Source organism: Rhodococcus sp. IEGM 1307 (assembly GCF_030056915.1).
Lineage (GTDB): Bacteria > Actinomycetota > Actinomycetes > Mycobacteriales > Mycobacteriaceae > Rhodococcus_F > Rhodococcus_F opacus_D.
The window spans coordinates 99,382-120,337 of sequence record NZ_JASHKW010000005.1; the positions used below are offsets into that span (position 1 = coordinate 99,382).

Below are 20,956 nucleotides of genomic sequence, written 5' to 3' on the forward strand. Positions count from 1 at the left end.
GTACTCGCCATAGTTGGCGGGCAGACAAGGAAAAACTATGTCTTTCGATCTAGACCAGAAGTATCTCGCGATACGTGACGAGGCGGTCGCGGTCGCGGCGGCCGCCGAACCGTTCGCCATCGAAGCCGACGCGATGAGCACCGTGCACGAGGGCATGCGGAAGATTCTCGCCGACAGCGGCCTGTGGACGTTGACCGTACCGGCCCGCTGGGGTGGGCGTTTCGACTCCGTCGACCCCCTGGCCGTGTGCATCGTGCGTGAAGTCCTCATGGGAACCTCGGCACATCTGGATTCGCTCTTCGCACTACAGGGCATCGGGAGCTTCGGATTGGCGCGCGCGGGAAGTGACGCGCTCCGGGACGAGTGGCTGCCCAAGGTTGCCTCCGGGGATGCGCTCGCCGGCCTCGGTCTCACCGAGCAGGAGGCCGGTTCGGACCTGAAGAACATCGTCACCGAGGTACGTCGAGATGGTGAACGATTGGTGCTGAACGGCAACAAGTCCTTCATTTCCAACGGCGGCGCGGCAGGGTTCTATTGCGTTCTGGCACAGGAGGGGCAGGGGCTGAGCTTGTTCCTGGTCCCGGCAGATGCGTCCGGTCTGACCCTCACCCCGACACCCGACATCATCGCCCCCCACATCCTGGCCGAGCTCGCCTTCGACGATGTCGAGGTCCACGAGGGCAACCGCATCGGTGAAATCGGCAAGGGACTCGAGCATGTGCTCGCCACACTCGCAGTGTTCCGGGTCTCGGTGGCCGGCGCATCGATCGGTCTCGCCCAGGCCGCCTTGGACGAGGCCGCCCGGCACGCCGGGACGCGCGTGCAGTTCGGGCGTCCCCTGGCCAAACTGGGCGCGGTGGCCGACATGCTCGGCGCCTCCTGGGCCGAACTCGAAGCGGCCCGCCTGCTGACCTACAAGGCCGCCGATATGGCCCGGGTCGACCCGGCCGCATCCCTGCACTTCAGCTCCATGGCGAAACTGGTCGCCAGTGAGACCGCCGGTCGTATCACCGACCGTGCAGTGCAGATTTCCGGCCGCTTCGGGCTGGTTCGCGATTCCAAGCTCGAGCGACTCTACCGCCAGGCGCGTCCGATGCGGATCTATGAGGGTTCCTCGGAAATTCTCCGGCTCGGTATCTCCAAGACGCTCGTGAGCACCATCCTCGCCGGCGATACGATGCAGGAAGGACTGCGACGATGAGCCGCGACACAGCGCATCAGGCCGTCATCATCGATGCGGTCCGGTCCCCGGTCGGCCGTGGCCATGCCGACAAGGGAGTCCTGCGGGACGTCCACCCCGCCGATCTGCTGGGGCAGTGCTACGAAGGCGTCCTGCACCGTCTGGGAATCGACCCGGCTGTCGTCGACAACGTCATCACCGGGTGTGCCAACCAGATCGCACAGCAGTCCTCCGGCATTGCCCGAACAGCGTGGTTGCAGAAGGGTCTCCCGGCGACGACGGGTGCGACGACGGTGGACATCCGCTGCGGGTCCGGTCAACAGGCCGCGCACTACGCGGCGTCGTCCATCACGGCCGGGATCGATCGAGCAGTGATCGCCGCGGGGATCGAGCACATGGGCCGCAACGGTTTCCGCGTGCACCAGGGATCCCAGGAACAGTGGGGCCTGGCGTCCACCGAGGAACTGCACTCTCGGTACCCCCTAGTTTCCCAGGGCGTGGCCGCCGAACGTCTGGCCGACCGCTATCGGATCAGTCGTGCCGAAATGGACGAATTCTCCGCCCGGTCTCACCAGCGCGCCGCCGCGGCCGTCCGGGACGGGCATCTCGCCCGGGAAATCCACCCGATCGATGTCAACGGCACCAAGATCGACACTGACCAGGGCATCCGGGCAGGGGCCACCACCGAATCACTCGCAGCACTGAAACCGGTCTTCGCGGACGACGGAAAAGTGACGGCAGGCAACTCGTCCCAGATCTCCGACGGTGCCGCCGCCGTCCTGCTCACCAACACTCAGTTCGCGCAGGAACACGGCCTCCGGCCTCGTGCGCGTGTCGTGGACCAGGTGGTCCTCGGGGTGGACCCGGTCGACATGTTGACCGGCCCCATCCCGGCGACCACACGAATCCTCGACCGGAACAATCTGAGCATCCACGACATCGACGCGATCGAGATCAATGAAGCGTTCGCATCGGTGGTGCTGGCATGGCAGCGCGAATTCCGGCCCGACATGGACCGCGTCAATGCCTGGGGCGGAGCCATCGCGATCGGACATCCCCTGGGTGCCACCGGGGCTCGGCTGCTGACCACGATCGTCAACCGGTTGGAGAACACCGACACCCGCTGGGGACTGGTGACGATGTGCTGTGGCGGTGGACTCGGTACCGCCACGTTGATCGAGAGAATCTGACCACCTACCTCCCACCGTTCCCGTCGACGGGAACGACCTCACCGCACGACTGGAGCACCACAATGACACGCCACGTGATCGGCAAACTGGACGAATTTCCTGACGACACCCGCCGCGTCGTCGACATCGACGGCGTGGACATCGCCGTCTTCAATGTCGGCGGCGCCTTTCACGCGATGCGCAACGCCTGCCCCCACAAAGGTGCGCCACTGTGCACCAACGCCCCCACCGGCATGATGCTCGAAAGCGCACCCGACGTCTACGACTGGGGACGGGAAGGCGAAATCGTGCGGTGCCCCTGGCACGGCTTCGAATTCAACCTGTCCGACGGCAAGTCAGTCGTCGCACCCCAGCTCAAGCTCCGGGCCCGCGTCTACAAGGTCGACGTCGAGGGCGAGGAAGTGGCGCTCTACGTCTGATCGATTCTGTCGTCCGCTGTGGTCGACAGCGAACCTGAACGACGGGCGAACACCGCCGAACAATCTCAGATAACACGCGACCCGGGCCGGTGAACACCGGCCCGGGTCGTTTCGTGACTGCCTCCGGATGACCGGTTGTGTGCGGCTGCCGAACGATTCGGCGGGCAGACAACTCGCGTTGAAATCGCAACGGCCCCGGTCCGTCTCTGCGCGAGATCGGACCAGGGCCGCTGGTGACGAAGGACGGAAGCCTCCGCCTGGTGACTTACATGACCAGGACTCCTCGCTCCGCGATCTTGTGCTCGGCAAGGTCCTGGAGGGCCTGGTTGACGTCGTCAAGACTGTAACGCGTGGCTTCGGCGTTGATTCCGTGTTCTTTCCAGAGGCTGATGACCGCGGCCAGGTCGGCGCGTGACCCGAGCGAACTCGTACTCACCTGCACTTCCTGGTTCGGACTCGTGTAGCCAAACGACAGAGTGCCCCCGCCGATCCCGACGAGGATCAGGGCACCGCAGGGGGCGATGACGCCGGCGGCGAGGGCGAGTGTGCTGTCGATTCCGACGAAGTCGATAACCGCGTCGACACCGAGGCCGTCACCGGACACGTCCAACAGCTGGCGGACAGCCTCGTCGGATGAGGAATCGACCGCCATGGAGGCGCCGATCGTGAGGGCGTGTTCACGCTTGCCTGCGTCGACGTCGACGGCGACAATTCGTGCCGGCGTCAGAGCCGACAGGTACTTGATCGCGAACTGACCCAATCCTCCGGCGCCGATCACGGCCACGCTTCGATCGGATTCGGTCAATCGGCCCAGGACCTTGGAGACCGCCCCATAGGCCGTGAGTCCGGCGTCGGTCAACGGCGCCGCCTGCACGGGATCCAGGTCTCCCAGCGGAACGAGGTGCCGGGCGGCGGGAACGAGCAGGTAGTCTGCCCATCCTCCGGGCTGGGTGACGCCGACATAGCTGACGTTCGGGCAGATGTGCTCATGGCCGGCCCTGCAGATCCGGCAGGTGCCATCACCCCACCCTGGCCATACCGCGACCGCATCCCCCACCTCGAAGCCGGTCACGCCGTCACCGAGCGCGCGCACGTGCCCGGTGTTTTCGTGTCCGAGCGTCCACGGAAAGTACGGCACGGAGGGCATGCCGGGTCCAGCTTTCTGGATGGTGACATCCGAGTGGCACACCCCGGACGCAGCGATCTTCACCACGACCTGGCCCGGCCCCGGGGTGGGGTCCGGGACTTCCTCGATGACGAGATCGGAGCCGGTGGACGGCAGTCGAGCAGCGCGCATGAAATTCCTTCCTCTTCGGAGTGCTGTTGCAGCGACCGACGACTCAGGCGGTGAACCGGTACCCGGCCAGACCCCGCACCCAATAGGACGGCATCCACTGCGGATCCGACTCGAGCGGCTGCAGATCAGGGAAGCGTGTCAGCAGCCCACTGACGGCCTTCGCGCACATCATGCGGCCGAGCGGCGCACCAATGCAGTGGTGGGCGCCGGTGGCGAAGGACAGATGCTTATTGAGGTTGGGCCGGTCGAGGATGAACCGCTCCGGCTCGTCAAACACCGTGTCGTCGTGGTTGGCCGACGCGATATACGCGAACACCATGGAATCGGCCGGGATGGTGACCCCCGCGACCTCGACGTCCCGCACGGCGGTCTGGAAGACCATCTGCACGGGCGAGTTCTGACGCAGAGTTTCCTGCACTGCTGCCAAGGCTCTACTCGGGTCGCGCCGCACCTCGGCCAGGATGTCGGGGTGCGTGAACAGGTTGTACACCGTCGAGCTGATCAGATGGGACGGCGTCTCGGAACCACCGAACTGCATCAACGCAACCAGGCTCAGGATCTCGGTAGCGGTGAGAGTCTGACTTTCTTCCTCGGCGCGAACAAGATCTGAGACCAGGTCGGTCCCGGGATTGGTTCGACGGTATTCGATCTGCTCGGTGAAGTAGGCGCGGAGCTCGGCGACACTCGTGCGGATCTGGTCGAGCTCGTCCTGAGGGAGGACTCCGCGGCTGGGCGACTTCAACAGATCCATCGTCCAGCGCTTGAAGTTCTCCCGCACGTCCGGGTCCTCGACACCGAGCAGGTCGGCTGTGACGTTGACCGGAACGTAGGCGGCGAAATCCGACACCAGATCGAATTCCGAACGCTTGTCCTCCAGGTTGTCGAGCAGACGGTTGACCACGGCGTCGACCTTCGGCTCCATGGACTTGATCGCACCCGGGCGGAAGCCGGCGTTGGCCAGGCGGCGAACGCGTGAATGCTCCGGCGGGTCCGTGGCGATGATGGACTTCACTTCGGGTACGGGATCGAACTCACCGAACGCGTTGGTGGTGAAGTCCTTGGCGGAATAGATTTCCGGATGCTTGAAGGTGCTCTCCACATCGGCATACCGGAAGATTCCCCATGCACCGACCGACTCGATGTACTGCACCGGCGCGTTCTGGCGCAGTTCTTTGTAGAAGGGGTAAGGGTTCTGCTGAACCAGGTATTCGAGCGGATCGAAACCGGTGGCGGTTGTCACCATGACCTCCAAATCAGGACCGGCCGACTCTTCTGAGTCGTGCTCGGACAGTTCGTTCTGTGACGCACAACACGTACTGAAATAACGTAACCATATTCATATTATCTGCGCAAGGGCTGCGGTCCTGTCGAAGAGTTTTGATGTTGGAACCCTCAGCTGAGTCGCCACTTTGGCTCCCGCCGACCGGTCAAAGAAAATCGGTTGTGCATGGCCAACTCTTGCGCACAGCCGACGTGGAGGCGACTCACCCGCCCCGTCAGACGGATACGGTCCGAGCCCCACCTCGTACCGGCGGTAGGGCTCGAACCGAACGATCGAGATCGACCGGGTCAGCTCGAAATATTCAGCAACCGAGCAAGATTCAACCCCAGGATGTTATCGACATCGCTTTCGGGCAGGCCCAGCTGCCGGACTGCCTGAATCTCCCGCCCTTGATCTGCCATCGGCCAGTCCGAGGCGAAGATGATTCGCTCGGGACCGTGTGACTCGATCACCTTCCGTACGTCGGTCGGGTTGAGCTCGGCAAGGCTCGGTGGCCACGAGGTGTCGAGGTAAACCGGCAGCCCGACGACCGCGTCGACCGCCGCCTGAAACTGCCGGTAGCCGCCGAAGTGGCAGGCAATGACGTCGAGCCTGGGGAATTTGCGCACCAGCTCTGCCAGCATCGCAGGACTGCAGACACCCTCTGAGCTGGCAGTGGAGATGGAACCGATATGGATGATGACGGCGAACTCGCCCTGCATCGCGTCGAACAGTCGGTCCATGCGTGGGTCGTCGAGCGCGTACTTCTGAAAGAAGGGATGAATCTTCACTCCCTTCAGTCCATGCCGGCGAAGGCTGTCGATGTTCTCCTCGACCGACAGCTCGGGGTGCACTGACCCGAATCCGATGAAGTACGCGGGATCGAGCGATCCGGAGAACTTGTTTGCCTTGTCGACGGCCTCCCCGTCGTTGGCCACAGCCAGGCAGACCGAGCGGTCGATGCCAGCTGCGGCCATCGATTCCTTGAGACCGTTCGCGGTACCGTCACCGCGGCGCTCGAGATCGGGTACCGAGCCGGCCAGTGCCTTGCGAGCGACCGCGTCCGGCCACATGTGCGTATGTGCATCGATGATCATTGCGAAACCCTCTCAGAGCCGGCTGACTTCGCCGCCGTCGATGACGGCGACCGAACCGGTGACGAAATCGGACAACGGGGACGCCAGGTAGGCCACCAGGGGACCGAACTCCGAGGGGTCCCCCATACGCCCGGCGGGGATCTTCTTCAGTCGCTTCGCGAGTACGTCCGAGGACTCGGTGACGGCGCTCTGCGCGTCCGTGGAGAAGGCGCCGGGGGCGATGGCATTGACCTGCACGCCCTTCTTCGCCCATTCACCGGCGAGCGCCTTGGTGAACTGCAGCACGGCGCCCTTCGACGACGAGTAGGCGACCAACGTCGGTTTCCCCTTGATCCCGGACGTGCTCGCCACGTTGATGATCTTGCCCGACCCCTGGGACAGGAGGTACTGCGCTGCCGCGCGGGTCAGCACGGCCGGCGCACGGACGTTGACGTCGAACACCTCGTCCCACAATTTCTGCGGTTGTTCGTCGAATCGGCCGGCCGGAGCGATGCCGGCGTTGTTCACCACGATGTCAAGACGACCGAAGGCCTCGACGGCGGCATCGGCGAGCGCGGCGACCGCATCCACGTCACGCATGTCGCACGGTTGCACAGCCGTGCGCTCGGGATACCTCTGGTGAACTTCTTCCAAGAGTTCCCGAGATCGCGCGACAAGGAGCACGGAGGCACCCTCCTCGAGCAGGGCTTCCGCGGCGGCCTTGCCCAATCCGCGGCTCGCGCCCGTCACGATCGCAACTTTCCCGCTCAGTCGCAGGTCCATGAAGTCATCCTTTCGCTGTCGGGAGCGTGCGGTGCCCGATCAATGGAAAATCGGCCCGAACGCTCCTCTATGACCCTTGCCATAGCCAGTAAATCTAATTATATTTGTCATATTAAACGCATCGCCGCCCACACGCCAGACCCCGAATCGCTTACGGAGCGACACCCAGCGGGTGCCGGACTCAGGTGGTCGATGACGTTTGATTCGAAACCGGTTGTAGCACAGGAGGAGAATGACATGAGCGTGCAGATGACGATCAAGGAAAACGCGCACTACACCCACACGGTGGAGGACATCTGGGCGCTGTGCGGCTCCCCGGGTGACATCGAGAAGTGGCTCCCGGCTGTGGAGAAGTCCTGGATCGACGGCGACGTCCGGTATGCAGAGCTGGCGGGTGGCGCGGGGCAGGCACGTGAACGCATCAGCGAGCACCTCGACGCACTCTACTACTACGACTACGACTACATCGACGGTCCCCTGGTGTTGAAGGCCTTCAGCTCGCGCTTCGCGGTTGTGCCCGCGGCGGATGGAGGCTCCGACATCCTCTGGACAGCGCAGTTCGAGGCCGACGATGAGGCCGGCGGTGCGGAGCTGGCGCAGGCGGTCAGTGGCATGTACCAGGGCGGTCTGCAGCGGATCGGCGAAGTTCTCGACGCCGGCCGGGCGTGAGCGTTTCGGACCGCCCTGTCCGCTGCCACCTGCACACTGGCTCCCAAGGAGAATGACGTGAATTCGAAACGGCTGTTACCGCGGGCGGTCGACGATCCGGACGACAATGCCGGGTTACGGGACGAGGTCCGAACGTTCCTCCGGAAGAGTAGGGAAGCGGGCGTGTTCATGCCCGGTGTGGACACCTGGCTGACCGAGTGGAATCCGGAGTTTTCCCGGCGACTGGCGGACCGCGGGTGGGTCGGAATGACGATCCCCACCGAGTACGGTGGCCACGGCCGATCGCACGCCGAGCGGTTCGTCGTCACCGAAGAACTCCTCGCCGCGGGGGCACCGGTCGCGGCGCATTGGATCGCGGACCGGCAGATCGCCCCGTCGCTGCTGAGGTTCGGAACGGAGGAGCAGAAGCACAAGTACCTACCCGCCATCGCGAAGGCCGAGTGCTTCTTCGGGATCGGAATGAGCGAACCCGACTCCGGATCCGATCTCGCCAGTGTGCGCACGAAGGCGGTGCAGGTCCACGGTGGCTGGCGGGTCACGGGCACCAAGGTGTGGACCTCTGGCGCCCATCACGCCGACGCCTTCTTCGCGCTGGCGAGGACCTCGCCGAAGGATTCGGCGGCCCGTCATGCGGGTTTGAGTCAGTTCATCGTCGACCTCCGTTCGGAGGGGGTGGAAATACGCCCCATCGTGTCGATGACGGGGAGCCACCATTTCAACGAGGTGGTGATGGATGACGTGTTCGTTCCGGACAGCATGGTTCTCGGTGGCATCGGCGACGGCTGGCGTCAGGTCACGTCCGAACTCGCCTACGAGCGCAGTGGCCCGGAACGATTTCTGTCGACGTTCGCCCTGCTCGCCGAGACCGCGGGGCAGGCCGCTGCCGGCCCTACTTCCGGCGACGGCGGAATCGGTCGCTTGATTGCCCGAATCACGGGCCTGCACCACATGTCCTCCGCCGTCGCCGGGGCTCTCCAACGCGGCGAACGCGCCGACAGCGCCGCCGCTGCGGTCAAGCTACTCGGGACGACAACCGAGGGCGACATCGCCGAGTACGCCGATCTCCTCCTCGATCGCGACGCGGAACCGACGGCCGGTCGTTACCGAGAACTGGTCGATCGCGCCGTTCTACAGAGGCCAGGCTTCACCTTGCGGGGTGGCACTACCGAAATACTCGAGGGCGTCGTGGCCCGCGAACTAGGACTACGCTGATGAATTCGCCAACACTGATCGATCCCGATCTGGTCGCCATGATGGAGTCGGTCTTCTCCGCTCACCAGAAACCCGAAATCGCTGCTACGGACAATGTCGCGTTCGACGGGGCACTGTGGAAGGTACTCGACGAGCTCGGTTTGGTACGGCTCACCGGCTCGGAGTCGCACGGTGGCAGCGGCGCCAACTGGCACGCCGTATCCGCGCTACTGGCCGCGGCGGCCGGGGCCGCTGTGCCTGTCCCTGTCGTCGAGCACGACCTGCTCGCAGGTTGGCTCCTCGAGACTGCGGAACTTCCCATGACCGAGGGCTTCCGGACGGCGTTCCTCATGGGCGAGTCCGGCACCTCCCCCGCTGTGCCGTGGGGGCGCCATGCCGATTTTGTGGTCCCGCTTCGGTACGACGGGTCGCGCTGGCTGGTGGCCGACGTCGCCGCCGACCGCATTCACGTCACGCCGTCCCGGAATCTGGGCGGCGAGCCGCGCGACGCAGTCCAGATCGAGATCGACACCGTGACGTGGTCACCGGTACCCACAGGCACGGCCGAGACCTTCCTCTTGCGGGGTGCGCTCGCCCGGGTCCTCCAGGCATGCGGCGCAATGGAACGCATCGTCGAGCTCTGCATCGAACATGTCTCCACCCGCGGGCAGTTCGGCCGACCGCTGTCGAAGTTTCAGGCCGTGCAGCGCCTCGTTACCGGCGTCGCGGCCGAGACGTCCCTCGCACGTGCAGCTGCCGACGCTGCCGTTTCGAGAGTCGAGCGAGACGGATGGCACTCCCCTGCGACGTATTTCGCCGTGGCAGTAGCGAAATCATGTACCGGTCACGCCGCCTCGACGGTGGTGCGAAACGCGCATCAAGTCCACGGCGCCATCGGCACGACTTGTGAGCACCAGCTTCACCGATACACCCTTCCTGTGCTTGCATGGCGATCGGAATTCGGGTCCGTCGGCCAATGGGACCAATTGCTCACCCGGACCGCGGTCGACGCCGGACGGGATGGGGCGTGGAGTTTGATCACCGAGGGAGGCCCAGTGTCGGGAGTACTCGACCTCATGGCATGAGAGACCATTAACACCCGGTTGTGCCGACTTCCCTGTCCACACAACCGGGTGTTGTCCCGCACGCTATTTCAGAGTTTGACGAGCATACTGTTCCACCGACGCGCCGCCCAGTCAGGATGCGTTCGTCACGGCCGCTGAGCACACAAGCGCCCTGCGATGAGTTCGACATACTTCTCGTGTCTCCACAACCGGCCGTCGAAAGCTCGTCCCACCCTCGACGTCTTCGTCGATCCCGTGGGCACGGAGGTGCCCTCCGATCTGCGGACCCGGCGGATCCTCCACAGGTCCACTCGAACCTCGAGCGGAAGCTCGCGCGCCATGACACTATCGAGGATGCGAGCAAGCCGCCTGAAGTACTTTTCCGGCGAGATTCCGAACTCGACGAAGATGTCGGACCAGCTACCACCGCCCCAGTGTCGCCACCTGGTGGCGAAGGCCAGGATGTCAGCGTCGCGATTCATTCGCCCCCCTCTTCCCCCGGCGGCCAATTATCGACCATATGCAAACCGCGTCCGAGATGGGCGGCACCGTCGATCTGTAACAGTTGACCAGTGATCATTCGTCCCGCCGGTGTGGCGAGAAACGCGACGAGTTCGGCAACATCCGCGGTCGGTGTGGGCCTGCCCGCCGGCACGGATTCGGGGACGACGCGATCACGCAGATCCGATGCAATCGCGCCGGGCAACGAATCCGATATTACAACCCCCGGCGCCACGCAATTGGCGCGTATACCCAGGTGTGCCCACTCGAGGGCAAGGGTTTTCGTCATCGCCAGCACACCCGCGCGGGCCGCCAACGAATGTGTCAGACCCACGCTCCCCCGCTCGACCCCGGACAAGGAGATATTGATGATGCTGCCGCCCCGCCGGGCGAGGAACTGCTTGGCTTCCGAGATGACGGTGAAGACCGCATTGAGATTCAGATCAACCACGGATCTAAATCCCTTGTCGGAGATCTCGTCCGCCGCAGCGTAAAATTGTCCGCCCGCGTTGTTGACGAGAAGATCCATGCCGAGCTCGGCTGACGCTTCGGAGATGACGGATCGGACCTGCGCGCAGTCTCGAACATCGGCCGGAAACCATTGAAAGTTTCCCTGCGTGCGCGCCACCAACTCCGCGGTGCGTTGCAGCGCAGAATCGGTGCGGCCGATCCCGGTCACGGCCGCACCGAGTTCGGCCAGACGAACACAAATGCCCTGCCCGATGCCGCTTCCTGCACCTGTCACCACAGCGTGAGTGCCCGCGAGCAGCCTCTGTTGTAGCACCTTGACGTCGGCAACTTCCCAAGCCAGGCCCGATTGCGGTGGATGCAGCCGATAACTTCCCATGCCGACTCCTTTCGGACACGACAGGGTCTCGCTGTCAGTCCTTCTAATTACCCCGACGAGATCTGATCGGCCCCGGAGTCTCCGCTCACTATGGTCGACTCCGCGGACACACGTTTTTACTCTATAACATATCTACATTTACAGTAGGAGGCTCCTCAGGTCAATCCTCATCGCTCAGCTGAGGCCGGTGGGAAGTCGATCTCGAAAGAGCACTGCCGACTCGATGGCAACCTCACAGTGTCGAGGGCGCGACCGCCCCTGAGCGCTTGACCCGGTCCGAGACCTTCGGAGACGGCAATACTGCCGCGCGTTCGAGGAGGTACACGGGGCGGACCGGTGCCGCGCGCCGTGGGAAGCTTCGACCGGTCCGAATCGGAAACCGGCACTATCGAGGGCGGACTCGGAGCAGAACCGCACGTACCTGTGGGCGAAATGTATGATGAACATATGCCAGGTAAAAAGGCGACCACGTCGACTACGACCGGAGGTCGCACCCGCACCGGTCGCTCCACCGCCTCAGGTGAGACCGTCACCCAGATCCTGCCACTCTTCCGCGACGTCACCCCCTTGACACGCCCGCCCGGAATGCCGCCGAAACGTGCTGAGATGATCACCCAGCGCATCGTGCACATGATTCAAGAACAAGGCCTGAAGTCCGGCGACCCCCTCCCCGTCGAGACGGAAATGTACGAGATGTTCGGGGTCGCAAGAAGCACACTTCGTGAGGCTCTGCGCATCCTGGAACGGCAGGGTGTGATCGTCATCCGCCCTGGCCGAGGTGGCGGACCTACCGTCGGATCCCCGGACTCGCGTCACCTGGCGAGCACGCTTGCGCTTCTGATGCAGTTCTCGGAGACCCCCTTTCGATCCGTGCTGGAAACTCGTGAATACATCGAGCCGATCGCCGCTTCCCTCTGCGCGCAGAACGGTGATGACCGAGTCGTCGACGGACTTCGCCAATCAGTCGACGCCATGCGTGCGAGTATCGCCGACGAAGATGCGTTTCTCTACGAGAACCATAGATTCCACGAATTGATTGCCGATGGGGCGCAGAATCCGCTCATCTCCTATTTTCTCAACTCGCTCGACTGGATCATCGACGGCGCGCGCTTGGGTGTCGTCTACAGTCAGGCCTCTCGCAAGCACGTCGCGACGGTTCACAACGAGATTTGTGAGGCAGTTGAAGACGGGGACAGCGACCGCGCACGGGATGCCATGAGCGAGCACATGAAAGAGACTCGGACATTCTTCGAACGAAAGCACCCCAAGGTGATGAACCAGACGCTGACGTGGGAGATGTACGGCCAGTAATTCGCCGGTCCCCTCGGTGGCCCGAGACATTCTGCTGATACCGGCGGCAGCGCTGCACCGCAAACCGGCGGATCCCGACCGCCCAGGGGGCAAGACTTTTCAGGAATCGGTAAGAGCAAGGGTTATCGCTGCTTCCGCACCCATCCGCGCGCCTTTACGGCGCCGGGATCGAAATTCCTTGTCGCCGAAACTGCTGCGGGCTGAATCCTCACATTCAGTGTGGTAAGTGCGAAGCTGATGGAAAAGAAGAGGCGAGCTTCCCACCGCAGATCCCAACGAATCGGCCGCACCCAACAGCATCGCAGCCCGGTCGAAATCCTCCTGACGACCGGCGATCCACGCCGCGGTCTCCAGGCATACCGCAGCTACGAGCGGCTCGTCGATCAGACGACACAACCGCAGACACTCTCCCAGGTACTGGTCTGCGCGAACGACATCTCCTTGCCGAAATACCGCAATGCCCATCCCCCACAGTGAATACGAGCGGTACACCGATTCTCCCCGTGATTCGGTGATCTCGAGAACCTCGCGGTGACAAGCGACCGATCTCTCGCTGTTGCCACTCAGCTCCCAAGCCACACCCAACATCATCAAGATCCACACCCGCACCCCGACCTCGTCCCGGGCGCTGAAGACTTCGAGAGCCTCTTCCAGTCGCTCAGCCGCCTGCGAAACATCGCCTCTGTAGAGTGCGAGAATTCCATTCGCGTGGGCAATGCGGGCGTCGCTGACAGGGTCCGACATTTCAGCGACAAGCAACTCACCCTGGACGATGAGGTTCGACCCCGCGGAAAAATCACCCTGCATTCCAGCAAGCACGCTATCGGCATAGAGGGCCTTGACTCGATCCTTCGATGCCCGCGCCGGTGATGAGCTTAAGGCGCGATCCAGCCAAAACCGCCCCTCGCTGAGAAGGTTGCGGGAAAGCCAGAATGGAAACAGCGCCGTCGCGAGCTCCAGTGCAGCCCCTTGCTCTCTCTCATCAGACTCGAGTACCGCGAACTCCATGGCCTCGCGGAGATTCGACTGTTCCCGACCGAGTCGTGCGATCCACCCGAGTTGACGGACACTGATCCAGTCGCGCTCGGCGTCGAGTACCAGTCGTCGATACCACTCGTGATGACGACGACGCAGTTTCGCATAGTCCCCGGACTCGCGAGCCTTCATGCGGCCGAATTCACGGATCGTCTCCAACATTCGGAAACCTACCGCACTGCCGTGCTCCTGCCGGACGAGAACCGATTTGTCGACCAACGAAAATACGCCGTCGAGCAGTTCGTCTTGTCCAATTTCCTCACAGATGAATTCCGCCGCATCAAGTTCGAAGTTCCCGACGAAGGTGGAGAGGTTGACCCAGATTCGCCGTTCCAGTGGCGTGCACAAGTCGTAACTCCACTCGACACACAGACGGAGGGTGCGTTGGCGGGCCGGCGCCGCCCGGCTTCCGTGGGTGAGAAGCTTGTATCGGTCGGTTAGCCGCTGAGCGATCTGATCGAGCGACATCGCCCGTAACTGTGCTGCTGCCAATTCGAGGGGCAACGGCAGGCCATCGAGTTGCCGGCAGATTTGCACCACGGTGTCGACGTTGTCGTCGGAGAGTTCGAAACCTGGCACCGCGGTAGCGGCACGTTCCTCGAACAGGGCGATCGCATCGTAGTTGGGCGATGCCATCAATGCGGGTTCGTGATCGGCGTCAGGTGTGCTCAGGGGCGGCACACGTAAGACGGACTCACCGGCGATGTTCAGGGGCTCGCGCGTTGTCGTCAGGATCGAGATGTCCGGGCAAGCTCGCACCACCGCTTCTGCGAATCGCGCGACCGGTGCAATCACGTGCTCGCAGTTGTCCAGCACGATCAACAGTTTCCGATCGATCAGAAAGTCGACGATCTCTTCCATGGGCTCCGAATGACTGATTCTCAGGCCGAGTGCCCGTGCGATCACGTCGACGAGAAGCGACTCGTCCAGAACTTCGCCGAACTCCGCCAGCCATACGCCGTGCGGAAACTCATTTCGCATGTCAGCGGCGATTCGCAAGGCGAGGCGCGTCTTCCCGACTCCTCCGATTCCCGTCAATGTCACGAGCCGTGCAGTGCGGAACATGTTCTTCGCCTCGGACAGCTCGTCTTGGCGGCCGATGAAGCTGGTCAACTCCAAGGGAAGGTTCCCCGGGCGACTCTGACGCGCGGTTCGGTGACCTGAGCTCTCCTCGGTGGATGCTGTCGAGGCGGCGTCGCGTCGGCCGAGCGGCGCCACGGGCCGCTCTATTGGCAGCGCCATTTCATCTACGTCGACGTCGTTGCGCGCTTGGATGGCCCGCAGCTCGTCGCCGAACTCCACAGCGCTTCCGGGACGGTCTCGGGGATCGCGGGCCATGGCGCGTTCGATCGCTGCGGCGATGTCATCGGAAATTCCGTGTTCCCGCAGGTCGGGCACCGGATTTCTCGTGATGCGGACGAACTGCGCCACGACCTGCTCACCCGACCGGCGTTCGAAGGCCGCGTGCCCGGTCAAGGCACAGAAGAGGGTCGCGCCAATGCCGTAGATGTCCGAGGCCGGCGTAGGCGGATCTCCTCTCAAGATCTCGGGAGCCGTGAACGCCGGCGAAGCCGTGATCGTGTCCTTCGCGGTCTCGAACCCGCCGGTGATGTGTGCGATACCGAAGTCGGTGAGGGCCGGTTCTCCGTAGCTCGAGAGCAAGATATTGCCGGGTTTGATATCGCGGTGCAGAATCCCGAGTCGGTGGGCGGTCTCCACGGCACCCGCGATTCTGATCCCCAGTCGCAGCACCTGATCAGGGCTCAAGGGACCGTCGTGCCGAATCAACGTATCGAGCGAGTCCAAGGGGTGATATGGCATCACGATGAAGGGGTGGCCGCTCGCCGTGGAACCGACTTCGAGGACATTGACAATGTTCGGGTGCCCGGTCAGGCGACCCATCGCACGCTGCTCTCGGAAGAACCGGGACCTATTTTCGTCGTCGATAGCCCCGGTGAGAACCTTCACCGCGACGGTGCGATCCAACGAGGGCTGCAGACACCGATATACCACCCCGAACCCGCCACGACCGATCTCGTACGCCTCCGTCAACCCCGCCGCAGTCAACTCACGTTCAATAGCCGCGTCGTCTCGCCGTGTCTTCAATCGACCATCCTCAACGATCACACCACTCACAGCCTGTGAGTTCGACCTGTGACAGCGCCTCGGCGATGCGTTCACCGCACCTAGTGAGATCGTCGTCACAAACGTCAACTCGATTGTGAATCTACCCGGCGTTCGAGATGGAGGCGGAAGGTGAGCCACTACTTCTCGCGCCGCCGTCGCGGGGTCGGTCGAGAGACGCCACCCGTACCCTCGGCGCCGGCGAATACTTGACCGCGATCAGCATCACCTACGTCGGTCGAAACCAATGACGCGAAGCCAATGTGCGTGGGCAGTGAGCGTTCACTGGACGCCTGGCGAGCGGTGCGTCGCACTGCTCGCAGATCGTGAACCGGTGCGATCACTTCAAGACGCCGCGAGACGCCAGGTTGTCGAGCAGTCGCCGCACTGCGACGCCGAAGCGACGCGGGCCGATGTCGGCGGAAAACTCCCCGTCGCGCGGGCACCCCGATCGTTACCGGGATCGATGAGACGATGACGGCATGACCGACAGCGAGAACCCTCGTGGAGCGCCGCGCAAATGGCGTGGCCGGGAGCCGGCCGACCGCCGCGCCGCGAGGCGTGCGGCACTGATCGAAGCCGGCCTACAGATCATGGGAACCGAGGGAACGGCAGCGACGACGATGCGCGCGACCTGCCGCCAGGCGGGCCTCACCGAGCGCTACTTCTACGAGAGTTTCGACAATCGCGAGGCGCTGCTCGTCGCACTCCTCGACCACGTCGTCCTGGGCGCGAGGGACACCCTGGTCGGGGCTCTCGAGACGGGCCCTGCCGATCCGGGTGAACTCGTCCGCCACGTCGTGAAGGCGTTCACCGGCTACATCGCCCAGGACCGGCGGCGGGGACGCGTCATGTTCGTCGAGTCGCAATCCGTGCCGGAATTGGCCCAGCGCGGCGAACAACTCGTCACCGAGTTCACGACTCCCATGACGGCGGCACTGACAATGCTGGGTGTCGACGGCGCACCCCGCGACGCCGTCAACACCCAGCTGAACGCGATTGCCCTGTTCGGGGCGATCGCCTTTCTGTACCAGCGCTGGCTCACCGGCAGCCCGAAGATCTCGCAGAAGCGGATCGTCGAGCACATCGCACTCACCATCGAGGCTCATGCGCCGGTGAACAGCACCCCCTAGACGTGCGCGGCGCGAACCAGCGGTCGCCGCATCGCTTCCAGGCCCGCGACGACCGCCACGGCGATCACCACGTGCATGGCCGAGAGCGCGATGGTGCTGGCGGTGTCGAAGTCGGCCTGAATGGTCAGGGCGATCGTCGCGAGCGGCAGCAGGGCGCCGATCACTTCGGCCGGCCGGATGACGGCCACCCATTTCAGCGAGATCAGCGCGGCCAGTGTCATTCCGATCAGTATCGGAATGACCGTCAGCATGACGACGCCGCCGGGCGCCACGCTGCTGGTCTTGCCGGCATCAGTCATCTCGAACGAACCGCCGGCAGCCAATCCCAGCAGCCAGATCACCAGGTTGGGGACGAGCGCGCCGATCGTCGTCGCGGCGATCGCCCACGGGCGGCTCAGTTCGAGCGTCATCGGGTTGATCCGTGAGGTCGTGGTTGCAGAAATCGTGGTTCCAGTGCTGGACATGTTCGTTTCTCCCTGTCGAGTGGCTCGAAGTGCTACTGACCGATCCTGCAACCTCAACCATTGTTTGGGTCAAGGCTTGAAATCGAGGTCTTTTCGGTGAGACCCGAACAGGTAGACCCGGGCGGTACGCAAAACTCATCGCGGTCGGCCCCGGTCGATCATCTGAGGGAAGATGGCGACTATGAACTCTGCCCCCACCACACCCTCCCGACCGCGGGGGCTCCGCAACCCCCTCCGCATACTCGCGCGCTGGCTCGGCACCCGCGAATGGGTGATGCGGATGGCGCCGATCATCATCTGGCTGGAGTCGCACCTGCGCGGGTGGACCGGCAACCGGGTGAGCCTGATCGGCATAGCCGGACTGCAGTCCGTGCAGGTGACGGTCCCGGGACGCAAGAGCGGCACCCCGCGCACGACGGCCCTTCTGTGCATTCCGTACGGGGACGGGTACATCGTCACCGGCTCGAATTGGGGACGTCCCGAGCATCCGACGTGGTCGGTCAATCTGCGTGCGGCGGACGAGGCCCAGGTGAAGGCCGGGTCGCACGAATCCCGGATGAGCGTCCGGATGGTCACCGGGGACGAACGCGAGAATCTCTGGAAACTGGTGGTCGACTACTGGCCCGGCTACCTCATGGAGCATCGACGGTCCGGCGGACGTGAGTTCCGGCTGTTCGTGCTCGAGCCCACGCGACCGACTACGGAGTTTCGCGAATCCTGAAGACCGGCTCCACGAAGCGTTCGACGGCGTGACGCTCGGCGGCCGCGTCGCCCAATGGCCAGGTCAACAGCGACAGGACGATGCGCACGATCCACCCCGCCGCCTCCTCGTCGGGCGCGATGCGGGTGAGCGAGATCGCCACCCGGCCGAGTTCGGGTGCGCGGGCCAGGTACTCGTCCGTACTTCTCGACCGTGACCCGGTGAACCACCGGGCCAGTGTCGGCTCGGCGCGGATCGCGGTCACCGACGCGAGTATCGCCTCGACGATCCGCTCCGAGTTCTCGAACGGTTCCAGCGACTGCTCGACGTGGTCCGCCACGGCTCCGGCGGCGCGGGACATCACGGCGTCGACGAGCGCCCGCTTGCCGCCGACGTAGCGATAGAACGTCGCGCGCGAGCACCCTGCCCGCGCGGCGACCTCGTCGACACCCACGCCGTCGATGCCCCGCTCGCGGATGAGGTCGGCCGCGGCGGCGTGAATCCGCTCGACGGCGAGCACCCGCCGGTTGCCGCCGGTCAACCAATCCGCGTGTTCCACCCGCTCCACCGTTCGACACGTCATTCTCACTTTGTCTCACCATGAGACGGATCTCCACACAATTCTAGAACATGTTCTTCAATTTGCATCCGTGATCAGCGACGATGTTTCCGGATCCACTCGTGGTGAGACATCGGGAAATTTGCGGCTGAACAGCGGCATCGCAGTCTTCTGGCCACCCTTGACAGCACCCTCCTTCGGCGCGAACTGTGATCATCTGTAACAGGTTCTCGTCAACAAGGAGTCCTCGATGGCCCACTCGCCGACCCACGGAATCGACATCTTCGATCCCGTCCATCTCGACGAACCGAACGAGCTCTACCGGATCCTCCGCGAACACTCCCCCGTCCACCGGGTCGCCGGCACCGACTTCTTTCTGGTGTCGACGTGGGATCTCGTGACCGAGGCGGCGAACCGCACCGACGTCTTCTCGTCGAACCTCACCGGTGTGCTGGTGCAGCAACCGTCGGGACCGCCCGCGACGTTCGACTTGGACGGCGGCGGTCAGGCCCTGCACGTGCTGGCCACCGCCGACGACCCGGCGCACCTGCACCATCGCACACTCGTGCTCACGACGCTCGGCCGCCGCATCCGCGCGCTCACCCCGACCGTGCACTCACTCGTCGACACTCTGTGGGACGAGGGACTGCGAGGCGGGCAGATCGACTGGGCGTCCGCGATGGCCGACCGACTGCCACTCGCGATGGTCGCGCATCTCATCGGCCTGCCCGAGTCGGACGTACCCCAGCTACTGACGTGGGCCTACGACAGCACGGAGATGCTCGGCGGGGTCGTCGCCGCGGATCGCCTCGGTCCCCTCGTCACCTCCGCGGCCGAACTGGCCGGCTATCTACGGGCCGAACTCGTGCGCGCGAGGACCGACCCACGCGAGGATCTCCTGGGCGTCCTCGCGCACGCATGCAATGCCGGTGAACTGTACGAGGACGTGGCGACACTCGTCCTGGTCCAGCTGGTCGGCGCCGGCGGCGAATCGACCGCGGGGCTGATCGGGGGCGCCGCACGCCTCCTCGCCACCCGCCCCGGACTGCAGTCCCGGCTCCGGCAACAACCCGCACTCGTCGACGCGTTCCTCGACGAGGCACTTCGTCTCGAGTCCCCGTTCCGCGGGCATCACCGGCACGTGCTTGCCGACACCACGCTCGGCGGCGTCGAACTGCCCGCCGGTAGCCATCTACTCCTGCTGTGGGGTGCGGCCAACCGGGATCCGGCCGTGTTCGAGCGTCCGGACGAGATAGTGCTCGACCGGCCGCACATCCGTTCGCATCTCGCATTCGGCAAGGGCGTCCACTTCTGTGTCGGATCGGCGCTCGCCCGCATGGAAGCGCTCGCCGCGACCACCGCATTGCTCGCGCGCACCGACAGCTTCTCCCTCGCCGCCGACGCCGAGCCACGGTGGGTCCCCAGCCTGTTCGTGCGGCGCCACAGCGCGCTCCCGCTCCGACTCGAGCAGATGTGACACGCAGTGATTGACATTGACGTCAATATCAACACATACTGTGACCGTGACCACAAGCGAGGCTCAGGAGCGGGCGCGGTCGGCGCGGAAAGACAACGACGGTCCCCGCCGCCGCGAACTCCTCCGGGCCGCGAGCGCCTGCTTCGCCGAACTCGGCTACGACCGGACGACCGTCGAGGTGATCACCACCCGGGCCGATGTGTCGCGGGCAACGTTCTACGCCTACTTCTCGTCGAAGGACGAGGTGTTCCACGCCGTCGCCGCCGACGTGTGCGAGGAATTCCTCGAGTCGCAGCACGTGGAAGGACCGGCGAGCGAGGACCTGCGAGAGGTGCTGCGCACCACCACGAAAGCGTTCGTGGAAGCCGTGTACGCCAACGGACGCGTCCTCGAACTGATCAGGCATCGCGCCCGGCTCGACCCCGAGGTCGGCCGAAGCTGGACCACCGTGCAGACCCGGCTCATCCGCCGCTACACCCGGTTCATCGAGCGCATCATCGCCACGTGCGACGTCACGCCGTGCGCGCCGCCCGCCCGCATCGCGCAGACCCTCGCCGACGCCCAGCTCGCGGGCGCCGCCCGGCTGGTCGACGCGACGGCCCGTGAACAGCGCCGGTACACCGCCGACCTGACCGCCATCTCCGAAAGACTCATCGGCTTCGCCTGACAACGACA

The 20,956-nt window shown here is 64.2% G+C and carries 20 protein-coding genes; 11 read left to right on the top strand and 9 right to left on the bottom strand.

What is annotated here, in order from left to right:
* The first annotated feature begins 37 nt into the window (after positions 1-37).
* From QM841_RS11345 to QM841_RS11355, 3 genes are all read left to right on the top strand, one after another.
* Entirely contained in the window at positions 38-1,201 is a 1,164-nt protein-coding gene (locus QM841_RS11345; RefSeq protein WP_283332047.1) for an acyl-CoA dehydrogenase family protein, read from the top strand.
* A complete protein-coding gene (locus QM841_RS11350; RefSeq protein ID WP_283332048.1) occupies positions 1,198-2,370 on the top strand; it encodes a thiolase family protein in 1,173 nt (390 codons plus the stop codon). The genes QM841_RS11345 and QM841_RS11350 overlap by 4 nt, the downstream gene beginning before the upstream one ends.
* Before the next feature lie 62 nt (positions 2,371-2,432).
* Positions 2,433-2,789: a Rieske (2Fe-2S) protein gene (locus tag QM841_RS11355; protein WP_283332049.1), complete on the top strand. Its 357-nt coding sequence runs from the start codon at positions 2,433-2,435 to the stop codon at positions 2,787-2,789.
* Positions 2,790-3,054: 265 nt separating this feature from the next.
* Here QM841_RS11355 and QM841_RS11360 read toward each other — a convergent pair whose 3' ends face one another.
* The 4 genes from QM841_RS11360 to QM841_RS11375 form a co-directional block, all read right to left on the bottom strand.
* Entirely contained in the window at positions 3,055-4,086 is a 1,032-nt protein-coding gene (locus tag QM841_RS11360; protein ID WP_283332050.1) for an NAD(P)-dependent alcohol dehydrogenase, read from the bottom strand.
* A gap of 43 nt (positions 4,087-4,129) precedes the next feature.
* Positions 4,130-5,329 (bottom strand): cytochrome P450, encoded by a 1,200-nt coding sequence (locus QM841_RS11365; protein WP_283332051.1) that lies wholly within the window; start codon positions 5,327-5,329, stop codon positions 4,130-4,132.
* A gap of 326 nt (positions 5,330-5,655) precedes the next feature.
* The gene (locus tag QM841_RS11370; protein ID WP_283332052.1) at positions 5,656-6,444 is read right to left on the bottom strand and encodes an amidohydrolase family protein; all 789 of its coding nucleotides are present in this window, start codon (positions 6,442-6,444) and stop codon (positions 5,656-5,658) included.
* 12 nt (positions 6,445-6,456) lie between these two features.
* A complete protein-coding gene (locus QM841_RS11375; protein ID WP_283332053.1) occupies positions 6,457-7,206 on the bottom strand; it encodes an SDR family NAD(P)-dependent oxidoreductase in 750 nt (249 codons plus the stop codon).
* Positions 7,207-7,443: 237 nt separating this feature from the next.
* On the opposite strand from QM841_RS11375, the gene QM841_RS11380 reads away from it, so the two are divergent.
* From QM841_RS11380 to QM841_RS11390, 3 genes are read left to right on the top strand one after another with little or no spacing between them, the layout of a single operon-like run.
* Positions 7,444-7,875, top strand: a complete 432-nt coding sequence (locus QM841_RS11380) for an SRPBCC family protein (protein WP_283332054.1) — start codon at positions 7,444-7,446, stop codon at positions 7,873-7,875.
* Between the two features lie 57 nt (positions 7,876-7,932).
* Entirely contained in the window at positions 7,933-9,087 is a 1,155-nt protein-coding gene (locus QM841_RS11385) for an acyl-CoA dehydrogenase family protein (protein ID WP_283332055.1), read from the top strand.
* Positions 9,087-10,151, top strand: a complete 1,065-nt coding sequence (locus tag QM841_RS11390; RefSeq protein WP_283332056.1) for an acyl-CoA dehydrogenase family protein — start codon at positions 9,087-9,089, stop codon at positions 10,149-10,151. The genes QM841_RS11385 and QM841_RS11390 overlap by 1 nt, the downstream gene beginning before the upstream one ends.
* Before the next feature lie 125 nt (positions 10,152-10,276).
* Here QM841_RS11390 and QM841_RS11395 read toward each other — a convergent pair whose 3' ends face one another.
* On the bottom strand, positions 10,277-10,612 hold the full coding sequence (locus QM841_RS11395) for a DUF3263 domain-containing protein (protein WP_283332057.1): 336 nt from the start codon (positions 10,610-10,612) through the stop codon (positions 10,277-10,279).
* Positions 10,609-11,478: an SDR family NAD(P)-dependent oxidoreductase gene (locus tag QM841_RS11400; RefSeq protein ID WP_283332058.1), complete on the bottom strand. Its 870-nt coding sequence runs from the start codon at positions 11,476-11,478 to the stop codon at positions 10,609-10,611. Before QM841_RS11400 ends, QM841_RS11395 begins: the two co-directional genes overlap by 4 nt.
* A 348-nt stretch (positions 11,479-11,826) precedes the next feature.
* Here QM841_RS11400 and QM841_RS11405 point away from each other — a divergent pair, with 348 nt between their 5' ends.
* On the top strand, positions 11,827-12,789 hold the full coding sequence (locus tag QM841_RS11405; protein WP_283332059.1) for a FadR/GntR family transcriptional regulator: 963 nt from the start codon (positions 11,827-11,829) through the stop codon (positions 12,787-12,789).
* 99 nt (positions 12,790-12,888) lie between these two features.
* On the opposite strand, the gene QM841_RS11410 is transcribed toward QM841_RS11405, so the two are convergent.
* Positions 12,889-15,960, bottom strand: a complete 3,072-nt coding sequence (locus tag QM841_RS11410) for a protein kinase domain-containing protein (RefSeq protein WP_283332060.1) — start codon at positions 15,958-15,960, stop codon at positions 12,889-12,891.
* A gap of 470 nt (positions 15,961-16,430) precedes the next feature.
* Here QM841_RS11410 and QM841_RS11415 point away from each other — a divergent pair, with 470 nt between their 5' ends.
* Positions 16,431-17,081 (top strand): TetR/AcrR family transcriptional regulator, encoded by a 651-nt coding sequence (locus QM841_RS11415; protein ID WP_283332061.1) that lies wholly within the window; start codon positions 16,431-16,433, stop codon positions 17,079-17,081.
* Here the strand turns inward: QM841_RS11415 and QM841_RS11420 are convergent.
* Complete coding sequence (locus QM841_RS11420; RefSeq protein ID WP_283332062.1) at positions 17,078-17,545, bottom strand: DUF6069 family protein; 468 nt, start codon at positions 17,543-17,545, stop codon at positions 17,078-17,080. The genes QM841_RS11415 and QM841_RS11420 overlap by 4 nt on opposite strands.
* 181 nt (positions 17,546-17,726) lie before the next feature.
* Between QM841_RS11420 and QM841_RS11425 the strand changes: the two genes are divergently transcribed.
* The gene (locus QM841_RS11425; protein ID WP_283332063.1) at positions 17,727-18,266 is read left to right on the top strand and encodes a nitroreductase family deazaflavin-dependent oxidoreductase; all 540 of its coding nucleotides are present in this window, start codon (positions 17,727-17,729) and stop codon (positions 18,264-18,266) included.
* On the opposite strand, the gene QM841_RS11430 is transcribed toward QM841_RS11425, so the two are convergent.
* Positions 18,244-18,804: a TetR/AcrR family transcriptional regulator gene (locus QM841_RS11430; protein ID WP_283332301.1), complete on the bottom strand. Its 561-nt coding sequence runs from the start codon at positions 18,802-18,804 to the stop codon at positions 18,244-18,246. The genes QM841_RS11425 and QM841_RS11430 overlap by 23 nt on opposite strands.
* Positions 18,805-19,054: 250 nt before the next feature.
* Between QM841_RS11430 and QM841_RS11435 the strand changes: the two genes are divergently transcribed.
* Positions 19,055-20,281, top strand: coding sequence for a cytochrome P450 (locus tag QM841_RS11435; RefSeq protein ID WP_283332064.1), 1,227 nt, complete (start codon positions 19,055-19,057; stop codon positions 20,279-20,281).
* 40 nt (positions 20,282-20,321) lie between these two features.
* The gene (locus QM841_RS11440; protein ID WP_283332065.1) at positions 20,322-20,948 is read left to right on the top strand and encodes a TetR/AcrR family transcriptional regulator; all 627 of its coding nucleotides are present in this window, start codon (positions 20,322-20,324) and stop codon (positions 20,946-20,948) included.
* Positions 20,949-20,956 lie beyond the last annotated feature (8 nt).

Bases quoted from the DNA above. Each gene is read 5' to 3' on its own strand.
- QM841_RS11345 (WP_283332047.1), top strand. From the start codon at position 38: ATGTCTTTCGATCTAGACCAGAAGTATCTCGCGATACGTGACGAGGCG.
- QM841_RS11350 (WP_283332048.1), top strand. From the start codon at position 1,198: ATGAGCCGCGACACAGCGCATCAGGCCGTCATCATCGATGCGGTCCGG.
- QM841_RS11355 (WP_283332049.1), top strand. From the start codon at position 2,433: ATGACACGCCACGTGATCGGCAAACTGGACGAATTTCCTGACGACACC.
- QM841_RS11360 (WP_283332050.1), bottom strand. From the start codon at position 4,086: ATGCGCGCTGCTCGACTGCCGTCCACCGGCTCCGATCTCGTCATCGAG.
- QM841_RS11365 (WP_283332051.1), bottom strand. From the start codon at position 5,329: ATGGTGACAACCGCCACCGGTTTCGATCCGCTCGAATACCTGGTTCAG.
- QM841_RS11370 (WP_283332052.1), bottom strand. From the start codon at position 6,444: ATGATCATCGATGCACATACGCACATGTGGCCGGACGCGGTCGCTCGC.
- QM841_RS11375 (WP_283332053.1), bottom strand. From the start codon at position 7,206: ATGGACCTGCGACTGAGCGGGAAAGTTGCGATCGTGACGGGCGCGAGC.
- QM841_RS11380 (WP_283332054.1), top strand. From the start codon at position 7,444: ATGAGCGTGCAGATGACGATCAAGGAAAACGCGCACTACACCCACACG.
- QM841_RS11390 (WP_283332056.1), top strand. From the start codon at position 9,087: ATGAATTCGCCAACACTGATCGATCCCGATCTGGTCGCCATGATGGAG.
- QM841_RS11395 (WP_283332057.1), bottom strand. From the start codon at position 10,612: ATGAATCGCGACGCTGACATCCTGGCCTTCGCCACCAGGTGGCGACAC.
- QM841_RS11400 (WP_283332058.1), bottom strand. From the start codon at position 11,478: ATGGGAAGTTATCGGCTGCATCCACCGCAATCGGGCCTGGCTTGGGAA.
- QM841_RS11415 (WP_283332061.1), top strand. From the start codon at position 16,431: ATGACCGACAGCGAGAACCCTCGTGGAGCGCCGCGCAAATGGCGTGGC.
- QM841_RS11420 (WP_283332062.1), bottom strand. From the start codon at position 17,545: ATGTCCAGCACTGGAACCACGATTTCTGCAACCACGACCTCACGGATC.
- QM841_RS11425 (WP_283332063.1), top strand. From the start codon at position 17,727: ATGAACTCTGCCCCCACCACACCCTCCCGACCGCGGGGGCTCCGCAAC.
- QM841_RS11435 (WP_283332064.1), top strand. From the start codon at position 19,055: ATGGCCCACTCGCCGACCCACGGAATCGACATCTTCGATCCCGTCCAT.